This window comes from Nonomuraea sp. NPDC049655, assembly GCF_044465465.1.
Classification (GTDB): Bacteria; Actinomycetota; Actinomycetes; order Streptosporangiales; family Streptosporangiaceae; genus Nonomuraea.
In genome coordinates this window covers 890689-907683 of the sequence record NZ_JBITLS010000001.1, presented here as the reverse complement: position 1 = coordinate 907683, position 16995 = coordinate 890689, and the positions used below count along the sequence as shown (strand labels likewise).

At 71.8% G+C, this 16995-nt stretch carries 16 protein-coding genes and 1 pseudogene; 7 read left to right on the top strand and 10 right to left on the bottom strand.

Annotation, left to right across the window (positions count from 1 at the left end; all coding sequences use genetic code 11):
- Nucleotides 1–14: 14 nt before the first annotated feature.
- From ACIBQ6_RS04185 to ACIBQ6_RS04175, 3 genes are all read left to right on the top strand, one after another.
- On the top strand, nt 15–1475 hold the full coding sequence (locus ACIBQ6_RS04185) for a sensor histidine kinase (protein ID WP_397210169.1): 1461 nt from the start codon (nt 15–17) through the stop codon (nt 1473–1475).
- Complete coding sequence (locus tag ACIBQ6_RS04180) at nt 1472–2128, top strand: response regulator (RefSeq protein ID WP_397210167.1); 657 nt, start codon at nt 1472–1474, stop codon at nt 2126–2128. Before ACIBQ6_RS04185 ends, ACIBQ6_RS04180 begins: the two co-directional genes overlap by 4 nt.
- 863 nt (nt 2129–2991) lie before the next feature.
- Nucleotides 2992–4353 carry a phenylacetate--CoA ligase family protein gene (locus ACIBQ6_RS04175; protein WP_358293130.1) on the top strand — a complete coding sequence of 454 codons (1362 nt, stop codon included), beginning with the start codon at nt 2992–2994 and terminating at the stop codon, nt 4351–4353.
- 24 nt (nt 4354–4377) lie between these two features.
- On the opposite strand, the gene ACIBQ6_RS04170 is transcribed toward ACIBQ6_RS04175, so the two are convergent.
- Genes ACIBQ6_RS04170 through ACIBQ6_RS04145 form a run of 6 tightly spaced genes read right to left on the bottom strand, consistent with a single transcriptional unit; the run spans nt 4378 to nt 10211 of the window.
- Nucleotides 4378–5967, bottom strand: coding sequence for a SpoIIE family protein phosphatase (locus ACIBQ6_RS04170; RefSeq protein WP_397210165.1), 1590 nt, complete (start codon nt 5965–5967; stop codon nt 4378–4380).
- A complete protein-coding gene (locus tag ACIBQ6_RS04165; protein ID WP_397210163.1) occupies nt 5960–7642 on the bottom strand; it encodes a hybrid sensor histidine kinase/response regulator in 1683 nt (560 codons plus the stop codon). Before ACIBQ6_RS04165 ends, ACIBQ6_RS04170 begins: the two co-directional genes overlap by 8 nt.
- On the bottom strand, nt 7629–8630 hold the full coding sequence (locus tag ACIBQ6_RS04160) for an ATP-binding protein (RefSeq protein WP_397210161.1): 1002 nt from the start codon (nt 8628–8630) through the stop codon (nt 7629–7631). Before ACIBQ6_RS04160 ends, ACIBQ6_RS04165 begins: the two co-directional genes overlap by 14 nt.
- On the bottom strand, nt 8618–9001 hold the full coding sequence (locus tag ACIBQ6_RS04155; RefSeq protein WP_358011053.1) for an anti-sigma regulatory factor: 384 nt from the start codon (nt 8999–9001) through the stop codon (nt 8618–8620). The genes ACIBQ6_RS04160 and ACIBQ6_RS04155 overlap by 13 nt, the downstream gene beginning before the upstream one ends.
- A gap of 8 nt (nt 9002–9009) precedes the next feature.
- Nucleotides 9010–9375, bottom strand: coding sequence for an STAS domain-containing protein (locus tag ACIBQ6_RS04150; protein ID WP_221762408.1), 366 nt, complete (start codon nt 9373–9375; stop codon nt 9010–9012).
- Nucleotides 9375–10211, bottom strand: a complete 837-nt coding sequence (locus ACIBQ6_RS04145) for an STAS domain-containing protein (protein ID WP_397210158.1) — start codon at nt 10209–10211, stop codon at nt 9375–9377. Before ACIBQ6_RS04145 ends, ACIBQ6_RS04150 begins: the two co-directional genes overlap by 1 nt.
- Nucleotides 10212–10466: 255 nt before the next feature.
- Here ACIBQ6_RS04145 and ACIBQ6_RS04140 point away from each other — a divergent pair, with 255 nt between their 5' ends.
- Nucleotides 10467–11117 carry a biliverdin-producing heme oxygenase gene (locus tag ACIBQ6_RS04140; RefSeq protein ID WP_352354231.1) on the top strand — a complete coding sequence of 217 codons (651 nt, stop codon included), beginning with the start codon at nt 10467–10469 and terminating at the stop codon, nt 11115–11117.
- On the opposite strand, the gene ACIBQ6_RS04135 is transcribed toward ACIBQ6_RS04140, so the two are convergent.
- Genes ACIBQ6_RS04135 through ACIBQ6_RS04120 form a run of 4 tightly spaced genes read right to left on the bottom strand, consistent with a single transcriptional unit; the run spans nt 11101 to nt 15116 of the window.
- Entirely contained in the window at nt 11101–13110 is a 2010-nt protein-coding gene (locus ACIBQ6_RS04135) for an APC family permease (protein WP_358293145.1), read from the bottom strand. The two genes, ACIBQ6_RS04140 and ACIBQ6_RS04135, sit on opposite strands and share 17 nt — an antisense overlap.
- A 22-nt stretch (nt 13111–13132) precedes the next feature.
- Nucleotides 13133–13510, bottom strand: a complete 378-nt coding sequence (crcB, locus tag ACIBQ6_RS04130; protein ID WP_397210156.1) for a fluoride efflux transporter CrcB — start codon at nt 13508–13510, stop codon at nt 13133–13135.
- The gene (locus tag ACIBQ6_RS04125; protein WP_358293150.1) at nt 13507–13899 is read right to left on the bottom strand and encodes a CrcB family protein; all 393 of its coding nucleotides are present in this window, start codon (nt 13897–13899) and stop codon (nt 13507–13509) included. Before ACIBQ6_RS04125 ends, crcB begins: the two co-directional genes overlap by 4 nt.
- On the bottom strand, nt 13899–15116 hold the full coding sequence (locus ACIBQ6_RS04120; protein WP_397210155.1) for an ammonium transporter: 1218 nt from the start codon (nt 15114–15116) through the stop codon (nt 13899–13901). Before ACIBQ6_RS04120 ends, ACIBQ6_RS04125 begins: the two co-directional genes overlap by 1 nt.
- Nucleotides 15117–15340: 224 nt before the next feature.
- Between ACIBQ6_RS04120 and ACIBQ6_RS04115 the strand changes: the two genes are divergently transcribed.
- The 3 genes and pseudogenes from ACIBQ6_RS04115 to ACIBQ6_RS04105 all read left to right on the top strand — a co-directional run.
- A complete protein-coding gene (locus ACIBQ6_RS04115; RefSeq protein ID WP_397210154.1) occupies nt 15341–16273 on the top strand; it encodes an urea transporter in 933 nt (310 codons plus the stop codon).
- A gap of 9 nt (nt 16274–16282) precedes the next feature.
- Nucleotides 16283–16588, top strand: a complete 306-nt coding sequence (locus ACIBQ6_RS04110; RefSeq protein WP_352330244.1) for an urease subunit gamma — start codon at nt 16283–16285, stop codon at nt 16586–16588.
- 31 nt (nt 16589–16619) lie between these two features.
- Nucleotides 16620–16925: pseudogene (locus ACIBQ6_RS04105) on the top strand (urease subunit beta); the annotation flags it as partial.
- Nucleotides 16926–16995: the final 70 nt, after the last annotated feature.

Here is a 16995-nt window from a genome sequence, read left to right as displayed (position 1 = left end):
GTATCCTTGACCAGGTGAATCACCGTGCCCGGCGCTCCGCGCCCCTCGCCTCCCGGGGCGACGCGCGCACCGGCCCTCCGGAGTCGTCCGGAGGAGCGGCCGGGCGGTTCGCCGTGGCGCTGTGGCGGGCCTCGCTGGCCGTGCTGCGGCCCTTCACGCTCGCGTTGCTGACGGGCAGCGCCGATCCCCCGTCCCGGCCGCGTTCCCGGTGGCTGCGGATGCCGGTGCCCCGATGGCTGGCGCCGCTGGTCCCGGTGAAGACGTACAGCTTGTTGCAGATCGCCGAGCTCCTGCTGGGCGTGGAGCTGTTCGGCGTGACGCTGTCCACGACCCTGGAGTGGAACGAGCGGGCCGCCGCCACGCCCGGCGATCCCGCGCCGCTCTGGGGCGGTGCCGTCGTCCTCGCGGCCCTGGCCGCCGGCCTGCCCGTGGTGCTGCGCAACCGGTGGCCGCTGGCGGCCTGGCGGGCGGCCGCCGCGCTGACCCCTCTCGCCGTCTGCGCCAGCCTCACGATCGGGCAGGACGAGGGCTACGCGCCCTATCCGGTCGCGGTGGGGGTGGCGTACCTGCTGGCGCTCTATTCCGTGGGCGTGCGCTGCGATCGGCGGATCACGGTGGGGGCCGGGATCCTCACCGTCCTGTTGTGCCTGGCCGTCGACGTCGACTCGACGCCGGTGGTGGCCGGCGTGGCCGTGGTCGTCCTGCTGTTCGGCTACAACGTGCGCGCCCGGCGCAACGCCACGGCCCTGCTCATCGAGGAGGAGCGGCGCACCCGGCAGGCCGAGGGCGCGCAGGCGGTGCTGGAGGAGCGCGCCCGCATCGCCCGCGAGCTGCACGACGTGGTGGCCCACCACATGTCGGTGATCGCCATCCAGGCCGAGGCCGTGCCGCTCAGGGCCGCGGGCGACGCGTCCCAGCTGGAGGCGGGGCTGGCCGAGATCCGCGCGTTGTCCCTGGAGGCCATCAACGAGCTGCGTCAGGTCCTCGGGGTGCTGCGCGACCCCGAGGGCCGCACCGACACCGCGCCGCAGCCCGGCCTCGACCGGCTGGAGGAGCTGGTGGCCAACGCCCGCAACGCGGGGCTGACCGTGGCGGTCGACCGGCGGCGGCCGATCGGGCGGCTGTCGCCCGCGGTGGGGTTGTCGGCGTACCGGATCGTGCAGGAGTCGCTCAGCAACGCGATGCGGCACGCGCCGGGGTCGGGCGTCACCGTGGAGATCACCGCCGACGCGGGCACGCTGCGCCTGCGCGTCGCCAACGGCCCCGGCCGCTCCCCCGCGGCGGCGCCCGGCGCGGGCCAGGGGCTGGTGGGCATGCGGGAACGCGCGGCGCTGCTCGGCGGCACGCTCGACGCCGGGCCCACGCGCGGCGGCGGTTACCAGGTGAGCGCCGCGTTGCCGACGGAACCGCCGGTCGAGTCATCAAGCGGGCCGGCCGCAGGGCTGCCGATCGAGGAGAGGGAGGGCGCCGCGTGATCCGCGTGCTGATCGCCGACGACCAGGGGATGGTCCGCACGGGGTTCACCGTGTTCCTGAGCGGCCAGCCGGACATCGAGGTCGTGGGCGAGGCGGCCGACGGCCGTGAGGCGGTGACGCGGGCCGTCGCGCTGAGCCCCGACGTGGTGCTGATGGACGTGCGCATGCCGGTCATGAACGGGCTGGAGGCGACCCGGGAGGTGCTGGCGGCGTGCCCGGCGTCGAAGGTGCTCATCCTGACCACGTTCGACCTCGACGACTACGTCTACGAGGCGCTGCGGGCGGGGGCCAGCGGGTTCCTGCTCAAGGACGCCTCGGCGGCCCAGCTCGCCGAGGCCGTCCGCGTGGTCGCCGCCGGCGACGCGCTCATCGCGCCGGCCATCACCAAGCGGCTGATCCACGAGTTCGCCCGGCTGGGCGGGCCCCGTCCGCCGTCGGGGAGGCGGCCGGAGGAGCTGACCGAACGCGAGACGGAGGTGCTGATCCTGGTCGCCCAGGCGATGTCCAACCTGGAGATCGCCCAGAAGCTGTTCGTGGCCGAGCAGACGGTCAAGACACATGTGGGCCGCGTGCTGACCAAACTCGGGCTGCGCGACCGCGCCCAGGCCATCGTCTTCGCCTACGAAACCGGCCTCGTCCGCCCCGGCGAGTAACCCGTCCCCCGAAACACCGGATACGCCGGACCTCAGCGCTGGAACACGGACGGCCACAAGGCCGGGGCGGGACACCGCGCTCACGAGGACGGACATACGGCGGTACGACGGCGACCAGGCCACCAGCCCCAGGGGACGGCGGGCACAACGGAGTGCGGGACGAGCGACGCCACGGAACGACGTAGCCGAGGAGCACAACCCCGGAAACGCCTGGACACCACCCCCACAGACAACAGGACGTACGGCGGCACGGCAGCGACCAGGTCGGCAGGCACGGGAAGCGCACACGGGTACGGCGCCCACGGAACGGCAGGCGTTAAGGACCGCAGGCGTTAGGCACCACAGGCGTTAGGCACCGCAGGCGTTAGGCACCGCAGGCGTTGGAGACGGCAGGCGTTGGGCGGCAGGCGTTGGAGACGACGCGGCCAGCGGCACAGCGGGGTCAGGGGCGCCAGCGGGTGGGGCAGGTCTACGGGGCGCCAGGAGGTCCGCACGAGACACCAGGCAGTCCGCACGAGACACCAGGCAGTCCACGGCACAACAGAGGGACAGGGACACCAGCGGGACGGGGGTGTCAGCGGGACAGCGGTGTCAGCACGGACGGGAGCGTCAGCGGTGGCGCGGGTAGGGCGCGGCGGGACGGAGCGTTCGGGGCGCTTATAGGACGGAGTGTTTCGTGCATAACGAGACAGGGCGTTTTGTTGGGCGTCGGTGGGGCGGGTGGAGGCGGGCTGGGTGGGGAGGGGTGGCGGGCGGGGGGGGTGGTGTCACCATGGGGGCTGGAGACGATCGCTTCTTGGAGGGAGGAGGCGTGGGGGCTGGTCCGGGGCGCAGGGTTCCGGGCGGTCGGCCGCGCGTGCCCCATGGATCCCCTTGAGCTCTTCCATCAGGCGGCCGCCACCGTGCCCGCCTACCGTTCGTTCCTGGCCGAGCACGGTGTCGAGCCGGCGAGCATCACCGATCTGGAGCGCTTCAGCCGGCTGCCGATGACGTCCAAGGACACCTACATCCGCCGTCACCCGCTCCCCGACCTCTGCCGGGACGGCGTGATCGGGGACATGATCGCCGTGTCCTCGGGCTCGACGGGGACGCCGTCGTTCTGGCCGCGCTCAGTGGCGGACGAGCGGGTGATCGCGTCCCGCTTCGAGGAGGTCTTCCGGGACTCCTTCGGGGCCCGCGAACGCCGTACGCTGGCCGTGGTCTGTTTCGCCCTGGGCACCTGGGTGGGCGGCCTGTTCACCATCGAGTGCTGCCGTCACCTGGCCGAACGCGGCTACCCGATCACCGTCGTCGCGCCGGGCACCGACCGCAGGGAGATCGCCCGGGTGCTGCCGGAGCTGGCGCCGCACTTCGACCAGGTGGTCCTGCTGGGCTATCCGCCGTTCCTGAAGAACGTCATCGACACCGAGCCGCTCCCCTGGGCCGACTGGAACGTCAAGCTGGTCACGGCGGGCGAGGTGTTCAGCGAGGAGTGGCGCACGCTGGTGGCCGAGCGGGCCGGGATCGCCGACCCGGTGCGCGGGATCGCCTCGCTGTACGGCACCGCGGACGCCGGGGTGCTCGGCAACGAGACGCCGCTCTCGGTCGAGCTGCGCCGGTTCCTGTCCGGCCGCCCGGACACGGCCAGGGAGCTGTTCGGGGAGTCCCGGCTGCCGACCCTGGTCCAGTACGACCCGCGGGTGCGCTTCTTCGAGGAGCACGAGGGCACGCTGCTGTTCTCCGGCGACAACGGCGTGCCGCTGATCCGGTACCACATCGCCGACGAGGGCGGCGTGATCCCGTACGAGCGCATGCTGGAGTTCGCCGAGCGGCACGGTTTCCGGTCGGACGTCGCCGGCCCGCGGCATCCGTTCGTCTACGTGTTCGGCCGGAGCCATTTCACGCTGTCGTACTACGGCGCGAACGTCTACCCGGAGAACATCGCGGTGGGGCTGGAGCAGCCGGAGGTCAGCGGGTCGGTGACGGGCAAGTTCGTGATGGAGGCGGCCGAGGACGCCGACCACGACCGGCACCTGACGGTCACGGTGGAGCTGATGCCCGGCGAGAAGCCTGCCGACGAGGTCGCCCAGGCGGTGGGCGCCTCGATCCTGGCCCAGCTCCTGCGGCTGAACAGCGAGTTCGCGAACTATGTGCCGGTGGCGCAGCAGATGCCGTTCATCCGGTTGCGCGAGGCCGGGGACCCGGAGTACTTCCCACCCGGAGCCAAGCACCGGTACACCCGCTGAGGGTTCAGGCCCAAGTACGGCCGTTCAGGCGCCGACGGAGTCCGCGTCGAGGGTGCGGCGGACGACGACGAGCGCCACGTCGTCCTCGCGCGCCCCGAACGCCGCCAGCATACGCTCGGCGAACTCCTCCAGATCGTCCTCGACGGTCTCGGCGAGCTGCCTGGCCTTCTCCATGCTGTCGTCGAGCAGGATGTGCCGGTCCTCCAGCAGGCCGTCGGTGAACAGCATCATCGTGCCGCCGGGCGGCAGCTTGAGCCGGTCCACCTGGTACCGCTCGGGCACCGCGCCGAGCAGCAGGTTGCCCAGCGTGTGGTACGAGCTGCCGGGCCCGGCGAACAGCGGCGGCATGTGCCCTGCGTTGGCCAGCTCGATCTCGCCGGTGGCCGGGTCGATGAGCATCAGGCACACGGTGGCGGTCAGCCCCCGGTGGTAGCGCCGCATCATCTGGTTGAGCAGGTCGAGGGAGGCGCTCAGGTCCACCTGGGCGATGAGCGAGGCGCGCAGAGCGTGGCGCACCTCGGCCATGACGGTCGCGGCGTGCAGGGAGTGGCCCTCCACGTCGCCGACGGCGATCAGCACGCGTCCGTCGACCTGCAGCACCTCGTAGAAGTCGCCGCCGACCTCGACGTTGTCCACGGCGGGCTGGTAGCGCAGCGCGACCTGCAGGCCCGGCACCTCGGGGATGCGGCTGGGCAGCAGGCTGCGCTGCAGGGTCAGCGCGATGTCGTGCTCCTCGGTGTAGGCGCGCAGCGCGCCCAGCGCCAGGGCCAGCTCCTGGCCGAGCTGGCGCAGCAGGTTCACCTCGTCGGCGTCGAGCGGCGAGACGGCCTCGACGCCCAGGTAGACCGGCGACGGGGAGTTCTTGGTGCGGCAGAGCACGCCGGTGGTGGAGTCCTCGGCGCGCACGTCGGGCAGCAGGCTCTTCCATTCGCTGGTGGCCAGGGTGAACACCCGGGCCCTGGTGGCGTCCTTCAGCGTCCGCTCGGACAGACGTTCCAGCACGTCGGGGGCGGCGGGCTGGACACTGGCCGGCTCGCCGGGACGGGCGCGGAAGCGCCGGACCCGCCCGTCGGGCAGCATGGCGAGCGTGCCGCTGTAGCGGCCGAGCACCTCGGCGGTGCCCTCGACGGCCACGGTCAGCAGCTCGTCGAACGTCTCGGCCTCGTTCATCCGCAACGTCACCTCGGCGAGCTTGGCCAGGCGCTCGGCCATCAGCTCGGCCCGCCAGCGCGCCCGGTAGTAGCGCAGCATGGCCTCGACGGTCGCGGCGAACTCGGTGGGCTCGATGGGCTCGCTCAGGTAGGCGTCGGCCCCGCGTTCCAGCCCCTCGGTGCGGTCGGCGGGGGTGATCGCGTTGGCCGACACCTGGATGACGGGGATGGAGGCGGTGGCCGGGTTGGCCTTGATCAGCTCGCAGACCTCGTAGCCGTTGATGTCGGGCAGCCGGACGTCGAGGACGACCAGGTCGACCTGGTTGGCGGCGAGCAGGCCGAGGGCCTCCTCGCCGCCCCTGGCCTCCAGCACCTGGTGGCCCGACCGTCGTAGCCAGCTCGACAGGATGTAGCGCTTGGTGGGGGTGTCGTCCACCACCAGCACGCGTGCGGACTCAGACATCCTGGTCCTCTCCAGCACCGCCGTTCTCGCCCTGGCGGGCGCTGCGGATGGCCTGCAGGAGTTGTTCCCTGCGCAGCCCGTGCTTGGACAGTACCGGCCGGTTGCCGGGAGCGTGTTGCGGGGCGATGGTCACGATGACGACCGGGATGTCGCTCAGCCGCTCGTCCTCGGCCATCTGGTGCAGCAGCACGTGGCCGTCCACGCGGGGCATGAGCAGGTCGACCAGGATCACGTCGGGCGGGGAGGCGGCCATGACCTCCAGCGCGGCGGCGCCGTCGGCGGCCTCGTCCACGTGCACGGTGAAGCCGTAGAGCATACGGCGGGCGGTGGCGCGGAAGACCTCGTCGTCGTCGGCGATCAGCACGCGCTGGACCTCGGGCGTGCCGCTCTGGTGCGGCAGCCGCAGGGTGGCGGTGGTGCCCTCGCCCGGGGTGCTGGTGAGATCCAGCGTGCCGCCGAGGGCCTCGGCGAGCCTGCGCGCGTACGGCAGGCCGAGGCCGGTGCCCCTGGCCCTGACCTGGAGCGAGCCGGGAACCTGGTAGAAGTCCTCGAACACGCGCGTCAAGTGTTCCTCCGAGATGCCGATGCCGCTGTCCGTGACCGTGATGACGATCTCGCCCTTGGCTTCGTCGGCATGCGCGGCCAGCACTACCTGCCCGCTTTGAGTGAATTTGAGCGCGTTCGAGAGCAAGTTGCGCAGAATTCTGAGCAGCATGCTCTCGTCGGCGTACAGCTCGGTGGCCTCCGGCGTGATCTCGTGGCTCAGCGTCACGCCGGCGCGCTCGCTGGTCGGCCGCATCGTGACGTGCAACTGCCCGGCCATCCGCGCCAGGTTGACCAGCGTGGGCTGCGGGTCCAGGCGGCCGGACTCGGCCTTGGCCATGTCGAGCAGCTCGCTGACGAGTTCGAGCAGCGTCTGCGCCGAGTCGCCGATCAGCCCGATCTGGTGGGCCTGCTCCTCGGTCAGCGGCTCGCCGCCCTGGCCGGTCAGCAGCCGGACCAGGCCGATGACGGAGTTCAGCGGGGTGCGCAGCTCGTGGCTGACGGTGGCCCAGAACCGGTTGCGCGCGTCGATCGTCTCGCGGAGCTGGGCGGACTTCTCGTCCAGCTCGGCGTACAGGGCGACGACTCCCCTGTTGGTCTCCTCCAGCTCGGCCGACAGCTGGTTGTACATGGCCAGCACGCCGGTGTTGGTCTCCTGCAGCTCGGAGTTGAGCCGCAGCACGTCCTCCAGGGTCTCGGCCAGCTCCCTGTTCTGCTCGCGCAGCTCCTCCAGCGCGCTGATCGGCGCCAGCTTGGCGAGGTCGGCGCGGATGGCCGCCAGCGGGACGGCGGTCGCCCGCGGCCGCAGCCGCTTGGTGATCGTGACGTGGCCGTCGCCGAGGGCGATGTCGTCGACGAGCCGGCCGGCCAGCGTCACGCCTTCGGAGCGGTCCAAACCGGACGGCCTGGTGTGGCGGATGGTGATGGCGAGCACGTCGCCGCCCAGGGTGATCACCGCGGCGGCGCCCTTGCCGAAGGCCTCCCTGCCCACCTCGCTGAGGGCGGTGGCGACCCGGATCTGGTCCTGGGACTCCAGCCCGACCAGCTCGGCCGCGGCCCGGCCGAGGCGGCGCAGGACGAAGACGTCCTGGTCGGTGTCGAGCCTGACCCTGATGAGCTCAGTCGCCGCCATTGCCGGGCCTCACCGTCACCACGCAGGCGTCGTCACGCCTGCTGCCCGCCTCGCGCAGCAGGCCCGCGGCGATGACCGCGGGGGTGCGCGCGAACAGCCCCGGCACGTTCCCGGGGTCCCATCGGTCGGTCAGGCCGTCGGAGTGCATCACGACGGTGGCGTACGGGGGGATCTTGTACTCGTACTGGCGGAGCGTGCGTCCCTGGTGACCGGCGATGCCGGGCAGCGAGATCATGCCCTGCCGGCCGCCGGCGTCGGCGACCCAGCCGGAGACGTTGCCCAGCCCGGCGTAGGTGACGGTGTCCCGGCCGACCCGGGCGACCGCGACGGCGCCGCCGCGGGTCCCGCTCAGCCCGCGGTGCAGGTGTTCCAGGATCGACAGCGGCTCCTGGTCCTGGACCTGAGCGAACAGCTCGATGGCGGTCTGCGCGGCGATGGCGGCGATGTGGCCGTGGCCGAGGCCGTCGCACAGCATCACCGTGGTGCTCTCGCCGTTCTCGGCGATGGCGTAGCCGTCACCGCAGCTCACCTCGTCGCCGATCGGCCGGGTCAGGCCGCTGGCGCGCAGCGGAGGGCCGGGCGTGCCCTCGGCGGTGAAATGCATGACGAGCACAGTGCCCATGCCGGGCACCGAGTGAACGTCGTATCCGGTGGCGATGCGGGCGATGGCCCCCATGCCGATGCCGAGGGTGCCGGAGGTGGAGTAGCCGTCGCGCAGGGCGCGGGCCACGTCGGCCATGCCGGGGCCCTTGTCCACCGCGACGAGCTCCACGCCGGCCGGGGCCTCGGGGTGCGGCCGTACCAGGACGACGCCCTCCACGGCGTGCTTGACCAGGTTGGAGACGGCCTCGCTGACGGCCACGGCCGTCTGCCCGGTGCGGGTGGTGTCGAAGCCGGCCGCCTCGGCCAGCTCGACCGCCCGCCGCCGGACGGCGCCGACGGCACTCGGGTCCTCGGCGCGCACCCAGGCCGGGTTCACCTGGCCCACTTGGTCACCGTCACGGTCGTGCCCTTCCCGGGGGCGGAGATCAGGTCGAACTCGTCGACCAGCCGGCGGGAGCCGCCGAGGCCGAGGCCCATGCCGCCGCCGGTGGTGAAACCGTCCGTGAGCGCCTTGTCCAGGTCGGGGATGCCGGGGCCCTCGTCGCTGAAGACCAGCTTCAGGCCCCGTTTCCGGCCGTTTTCGACGAGGTCGATGCGCACGTCACCGCCGCCGGCGTAGACGAGCGCGTTGCGGGCCAGCTCGCTGGCCGCCGTGACGATCTTGGTCTGGTCCACGAGGGAGAGCCCGGCCTCGATCGCGAGGGTCCGCACGATCTGCCGGACCATCACGACGTCCGCGCTGCCCGCGATCGTCATCGTCTCGGTCACGTGGCGGCGCCCCTGACGTGGTCGAGCAGCGCCACTCCCTTCTCCAGGTTCAGTGCCGTGCGCACGCCGCCCAGCGACAGGCCGAGCTCGACCAGGGTGATCGCCACCGCGGGACGCATGCCGACGACCACGGTCTGGGCGTCCAGCATGCGGCACATGGTGGCGATGGTGGCCAGCATGCGGCCGATGAAGGAGTCGACGATCTCGACCGCGGTGATGTCGATGATCACGCCTCTGGCCCCGGTGGCGACGACCCGCTCGGCCAGGTCCTCCTGGAGGGCCAGCACGCTCTGGTCCTCCAGGTCGATCTGGATGGAGACGATCAGGATGTCGCCGAGCTTGAGTACGGGCACCCGGTCCATCAGGCGCCCTCCGCCCGGACGGCGATGCGGGCGTGCTTGGACTGCGTCACCTGCACGCCGCTGCGCCTGAAGGCGTGGGCGAGGGCGTCGGCCAGCGACGCCTTGGTGACGATGTCGCCGAACTCGATGCCGAGCGTGACGATGGTGTGCGCGATCTGCGGGCGGATGCCGGAGATGACGCATTCGGCGCCCATCAGCCTGGCGGCCACCACGGTCTTGAGGAGGTGCTGGGCCACCTGGGTGTCCACGGCCGGCACGCCGGTGATGTCGATCACAGCGTGCTCGGCGCCGGTGTCGACCAGGGTCTGCAGCAGCTTCTCCATCACGACCTGGGTCCTGGCGGAGTCGAGGGTGCCGATCAGCGGCACGGCGACGATGCCCTCCCAGAGCTTGACCACCGGGGTGGACAGTTCGAGCAGCTGCTCGGCCTGGTCCAGGATGATCTTCTCGCGGGCGTCGGCGAAGGTCTCGAAGGTGAGCAGGCCGAGGTCGTCGATGAGCCGGGAGAACCAGATGAAGCCGCGCAGGGCCTCGGGCTCGCCGTCGGCCTCGACGACTTCGTACAGGGCCTCCTTGAGCCCGAAGACCGCGCGGGCGGTGTCGGCGGGCTGGTGGCCCGCGCGGGCGCGGGTGCGGGAGAGCTCCGCGAGCAGCCCGCGGACGTCGGCGAGGTCTCCCTTGCCCTGATCGAGCGAGGACCGCAGGGCGCGGTAGATGTCGAGAAGCTCGTCCGACGGGGCCTTGGCGAGCTGCACCCAACGGGTGAGGATCTGCTCCTCGCGCTCACGGAGCAGCTCTTCGATGCGTCGCCGGGCGACGTCGGCTTGGACGGTCAAGGATCACTCCTGGGTTGGCTAGCGAGTGACGGTGTCACCGTATGTTAGAGCGATTTTTCCAGGTAGCGGACCGTTTGACGCCCGCCACTGTGCGCGACGGGCGGCTCCGCCAGGCATGCCCCCTTGAGCCCCGCCTTCCTGGGTAGATGAACGGCGGAGGCGAGTTTTGCTGACATGCTGTCGCCATCACCTTGACGGAGCCTCCGAGGGTTGTGACACTGTGTCAGAAACATTCGCGCGAGTTGGGGAAGTGCTGTGACGACGTCGTTCTCCGAGACCTTGAGGGCCGCCACCTGGGGCGACCACGAGTCGGCCGAGTCCGAGGGCTACCTCGCCGAGCTGATGAGCGGCCGGTTGACCGAGCACGAGTACGGCGAGATGGTCGCCCAGCACTACTTCGCCTACCTCGCCCTCGACGGCGTCTCCAAGGAGCTGGCCGCCCACCCGGTCGCCGGCCGCTTCGTCTTCCCCGAGCTGTACCGCGAGCCCGCCCTGGAACGCGACCTGGCCACCATCTACGGCCCCGCCTGGCGCGAGCGCGTCGCCCCCTCCAAGGCCACCCGGACCCTCCAGGCCCGCATCCACCAGATGACCGACTGGCCCGGCGGCTACGTCGCCCACCACTACACCCGTTACCTCGGCGACCTGTCGGGCGGCCAGTTCATCCGCATGGAACTGCAGAAGATCTTCGGCTACCGGGCCGGCGGCGGCGTCGACTTCTACATCTTCGACGAGGTCGGCAGCCTGCCGCGGTTCAAGACCGAGTACCGGGCCCGGCTCGACGCCCTCGGCGCGGAGCTCGACGAGCGCGAGCGGCAGCGGATCATCGGCGAGGTGCGGCTGGCCTACCAGCTCAACACCGAGGTCCTGGCCGAGCTCATGCACGTCGTCAGGGCCGCGGCGTAGCCGCCTGCGCCGGGTCGTCGCCGCCGTCCGGCGCCTGGGCCAGGACGGCCAGGCGCGTGGGCAGCCGCGGCGGGCGCTCGGCCCGGCCCTCGCCCGAGGCCAGCCGGTAGGGCACCAGGGTGACCATGACCCCGGGGAGCAGCAGCAGCCGGTCCCGCAGCCGGGCGGTCAGCCGGTTGTGCAGGGCCGGCTCCCACCAGCGGCCGGTGACGTAGTCGACGATGTAGACGGTCACGATCTGGTCGGGGTGCAGGGCCAGCCGGTCGCGTACGTGCCGCAGGATCGGGCCCACGGCGGTCCGGTAGGGCGCCTCGATCATCCTCAGCGGCACGGAGGAGGGCGCGTAGTGCTCCCAGCCCTCGCGCAGCTCGCGGGTCGCCTCCTCGTCGGTGCACACGTGCACGGCCTCCAGCCCGGCCGGGCGGGTGGCCGCGGCGTAGGCGACCGCCTGGAGCGCGGGGCTGCCCAGCCGGGAGACCAGCACCATGGCGTGGGCGCCGCCCGGCAGCTCGACGGGCGTGTCCGGCGTGGTGGCCGCCCGTACCTGGTCGTAGTGCCGCCTGATGCCCTTCATGAGCGCGAACAGGCCCGGGATGGCCAGGCAGACCAGCCAGGCGCCGTTGGCGAACTTGGTGACCAGCACGATCACCAGGACGGCGGCGGTCACCGTCGCGCCGGTCGCGTTGACGGCCTGGCGCCGCCGCACGCCGGGCGAGCGCGGCCCGGTCCGCTGCCAGTGCCGCACCATGCCGGCCTGGCTCAGCGTGAAGGAGATGAAGACGCCGATGATGTAGAGCTGGATGAGCCGGGAGCTGTTGGCGTCGAAGACGACGAGCAGCACGGCCGCGGCCGTCGCGAGCAGCAGGATGCCGTTGCTGAAGACCAGCCGGTCGCCGCGCTTGTGCAGCTGGCTGGACAGGTAGGAGTCGGCGGACAGGATCGAGGCCAGCATGGGGAACCCGTTGTAGGCGGTGTTGGCCGCCATGATCAGGATCGCCGCGGTGCTGGCCTGGAGGAAGGCGTACAGGACGCCGCGGCCGAGCACGGCGTCGCCGATCTGGGCCAGGGCGGTGGGCTCGACGTACCCGGCGGGCATCCCGGCGAGCCGGCCGGGGTGGTCGGGGTCGGTCATCCGGACGTGGGTGAGCAGGGCCAGCACGGTGATGCCGGAGAACATGGTGACCGACAGCACGCCCATGATCGCCAGGGTGTTCGCCGCGTTCCTGCTCTTGGGCCGGCGGAAGGCGGGCACGCCGTTGCTGACCGCCTCCACCCCGGTCAGCGCCGTGCAGCCGGAGGCGAACGCGCGCAGCACCAGGAAGACGGCGACGAAGCCGACGGGCTGGTAGAGCGGCTCGATGGTGAAGCCGGCGCTGACCGCCCGGGGATGCTCGCCGGTCAGCAGCCGCCAGGCGGCGACCAGGAACATCAGGTAGACCGCGGCGATGAAGGCGTAGGTGGGCACCGCGAACCCGCGGCCGGACTCGCGGGTGCCGCGCAGGTTGACCAGGGTGAGCAGCGCGACGCAGGCCACGCTCAGCGGCGCCGACCAGCGGTTCAGGCCGGGCGCGTAGGAGGTGATGGCGTCCACCCCGGCGGCGACGGAGACGGCGACGGTCAGCACGTAGTCGACCAGCAGCGCGCTGGCGGCGACCAGGCTGGCGTTGACGCCCAGGTTCTCCCGGCTGACCACGTACGCGCCGCCGCCGCCCGGGTAGGCGTAGCAGGTCTGCCGGTAGGACACGATGATGATCACCAGCATGGCCACGATGGCCAGGGCGATCCAGCCGGTCACGTGCAGCAGGGCGAGGCCGCCCAGGGTGAGGGCCATGATGATCTGCTCGGTCGCGTACGCCACCGACGAGATCGGGTCGCTGCAGAAGACCGGCAGCGCCAGCCGCTTGGGCAGGAGCTGCCGTTCCAGGTGCTGGGTGCGCAGCGGCCGGCCGACCAGGGCCCGCTTGGCCCGCTCCCACGGGGAGGCGGTGGTCATGGGCGTTCCCGCCTCCTTCCGGTCAGCCGGCGATCGCCCTGCCGAGCAGGTAGCCGAGGCTGACGACGGCCAGGCCGAGCACCAGGTTCATGGCGATGTCGGCCAGCGCCCGGCCGGTGGACCCGGCGGCCAGCAGCTTCCAGGTGTCGGCGCTGAAGGTGCTGAACGTGGTGAGCGCGCCGCAGAACCCGGTGCCGACCAGCGACAACACGGCCGGCGGCAGGGCGTCGCGGGAGGCGATGCCCATCAGGACGCCGAGCACGCCCGAGCCGATGACGTTGACGGCCAGCGTGCCCCAGGGCATCGCCTTGCCGGCCGCCCGGGTGACGCCGGCGTCCACGAGGTAGCGGGCCGGCGCGCCGATCAGGCCGCCGACGAAGACGACCAGCACGAGGATCATCGACGGCCGCCCAGCCGCAGGCCCGCCCAGACGGCCAGCAGGCCCAGGACGACGCTGAGCACCAGGTAGAGCGCCGCCCAGCCGGCCGCGCCGCCGACGGTGAGCTCGCGGACGCCGTCCACCAGGTGCGAGAAGGTGGTGAAGCCGCCCAGGAAGCCGGTGCCGAGCAGCGCCTTGACCGGCATGCGGTGCAGCGGGTGGCGGGTCAGCTCGCCGGTGAGCAGGCCCAGCAGCAGGCAGCCGAGGACGTTGACCACCAGCGTGGGCCAGGGCAGCGGGTGGTCGGCGCCCATCAGGGTCTGGGTGAGCAGGTGACGGGCGACCGCGCCGACGCCGCCGCCCACCCCGACCAGGACGAGCGCGCGGGCTGGATGGCGGGTGGCGGCCATCAGTCCTCCGTCCCGAGCTGCGCGTCGGTGCCGGCGAGCTGTTCGGCCTCGGTCTCGCGCATCCGGCACAGCCGGTCCACGACGCGGCCGATGAGGTAGGTGACGACGAAGGAGTAGAGGCCCACCACGACGATCGCGGCGAGCTGCTTGAGCAGCACCTCGATCGAGCCGCCGTACAGCAGGCCCTTGGTCCTGGTGGCGCTGACGCCGGTCGCGAGCAGGCCGATGAGGGCCGTGCCGACGATGCCGCCCGCGCCGTGCACGCCGACGACGTCGAGGGTGTCGTCGTAGCCGAGGACGAGCTTCCAGGTGACCGCGTACGACACCACGACGGCGGCCACGATGCCGATGACCAGGGCGCCCTCGGCGTTGACGAAGGCGCAGGCGGGCGTGATCGCCACCAGCCCGGCCAGCGCGCCGGTGGCCGAGCCGAGCCGGGTGAAGTGCCGGTACCGCAACCACTCCAGGACGAGCCAGGTCAGCATCCCGGCGGCCCCGGCGATCATGGTGGTCAGGAAGGCGTTGACCGCGATGCCGCCGTCGGCCATGGCCGAGCCGGCGTTGAAGCCGAACCAGCCGAACCACAGCAGGCCCAGCCCGAGCATGACGAACGGGATGTTGCTCGGCAGGGGCGGCTCCTTCCTGCGGAAACGCACGCCGGGGCCGAGCGCGAGGGCCAGCGCCAGGCCGGCCATGCCGGAGTTCAGCTCGACCACCAGGCCGCCGGCGAAGTCGAGCACGCCCCACCGGCTGATCCAGCCCTGCCGGTCGAACACCCAGTGCGCGATCGGGAAGTACACCAGCGTCACCCAGACGACGGAGAACACGATCCACGGCCCGAGCCGGGTCCGGCCGGCGACCGAGCCGCTGATCAGGGCCACCGTGATGATGGCGAAGGTGAGCTGGAACAGCGCGAAGGCGTAGGTGGGGACGCGGCCGTGCAGCATCGTGGGCGTGATGTCGGCGAAGCGCAGGTCGCCGAAGCCGATCACGCCGGCGCCCCCCACGTCGGGGCCGAAGACCAGCCCGTAGCCGTAGCCGAACCACAGGATCGTGACCAGGGCGATCGAGACGAAGCTCATGAAGAGCATGCTGAGCACGTTCTGGGCGCGGACCATGCCGCCGTAGAAGAAGGCCAGTCCGGGCGTCATGAGCAGCACCATGGCGGCGCTCACGAGCACCCAGGCCGAATCGCCGGTGTTGAGCCCTGGCGGCATCGCCCGACCTCCCTTCCTGTCCCCAGACAGAGATGATCGGGCGCACCGGACGCAAAACTCCCTAATAAAGCGCCTTTGCCGGGCATGTGCATTGTTGAGGCGCTCTTAGTCCTCGACGGCTTTCGCAAAGAATGTCCATCCAACCGCCGCCGCCGCGTGGCCCGCCGCCCGCAGGGGAATGCTGCCGCTCGTCAACCAGGTTCCGGCGAGAGAGGCAGGCGGACATGCGCGCCGAGATGCCCGACCTGCCGCTCGCCACGCTCCGCGGCGTCAGCCAGGTTGACCTGCAGAACAACCTGGGCACCGCTATCTGCTTCGTCGTCGCGCTGCTCGCCGCCGGATGGCAGTTCGCGCTGTTCGGCCTGGTCGGCGCCGCCGTGGGCACGCTCACCGCCTGGTTCCTCGGCGCGTCCAGGGAGAGCGTGGCCGCGGGGCTGGAAGGGTTCAACGGCACGCTGATCGGCGTCGCGCTGGTGCTGTACTTCCAGGCCCGGTGGATCACGCTGCTGCTGGTCGTCGTCGGCGCGATCATGGGCAGCGTCCTGACGTCGGCGCTCAGGACGCTGCTCGGGCCGCACGACCTGCCGGGGCTCACGGCGCCGTTCTGCGCGGTGGCCACGATCATGGTGGTCGGCGGCCCGGCCTACGAGCGGGTCTGGCGCCGGCACGTCCTGGCGGCGCCGCCGTCGGCGACGTCCCCGGGGACCGCGGTGACGTTCGCCGACCTGTGGCAGGGGCTGCTGAACGGCGTCGGCCAGGTGTTCTTCCAGGGCAAGTGGTACATCGGCCTGATCTTCCTGATCGGCCTGGCGTTCGCCGGGTGGCGGGTGGCGGGGGCCGCGCTGGCCGCCAGCGCCGTCGGGATCCTGGTGGCCGTGCTGCTCGGCGCGCCCGCGGCCGACATCGGCGCCGGCCTGTACGGCTACAACGCGGTGCTCACCGGCATCGCGCTGTGCTGCGCGTTCGTCGTGCCGACCGTCCTCGGCCTGCTGTACGCGCTGGCCGGCGTGGTGTCGGCGACCGTGCTGACGGCGTTCGTCGGCCACCTGTTCGCGCCGGTCGGCGGGCACACCCTGACCTGGCCGTTCGTCCTGGTCACCTGGATCTTCCTGGCGGCGGTCCCGGCGTTCTCCGGCGTCCGGCGCGCTTGCACCTAAGGAGAGCTCATGAACCTCGCACCGCGCGAGATCGACAAGCTGCTGATCTACGTCGTCGCCGACCTGGCCGCCAAGCGCCGCGAGCGCGGCGTGAAGCTGAACTACAGCGAGGCGGTGGCGCTGATCAGCGTCGCGGTCCTGGAGGCCGCCCGGGACGGCAGGACGGTGGCCGAGTGCATGGAGCTCGGCAAGCAGGTGCTCGGCGCCGGGGACGTCATGCCCGGGGTGCGCGAAATGCTCAAGCTGATGCAGGTCGAGGCGTCGTTCAAGGACGGCTCCAAGCTCGTTTCCTGCCACGACCCCATCGGCGGCTGACACCGCCGCGACCAGAAAGGAGCGGTTCGCCATGACGGACACGGACCGGATCATGTACGGGGACGAGCCGATCGAGATCAACGCCGGTCGCGCCACGGTCACCCTGACCGTGCGCAACACCGGCGACCGGGCCATCCAGGTCGGCTCGCACTTCCACTTCTTCGAGGCGAACCGGGCGCTCAGCTTCGACCGCGAGAAGGCGTACGGCATGCATCTCGACATCCCGGCCGGCACCGCCGTACGCATCGAGCCGGGCGACACCCACCAGGTCACCCTGGTCGAGTTCGCCGGCGGCATGCGCGTCGTCGGCTTCGCCGGACTGGTGGACGGCGGCCTGCGGGCCAGGGACAGCCGCACCCGCGCCCTGCGCCGCCTGGCCGAGCTCGGGTACGCCGACCAGCCGGAGC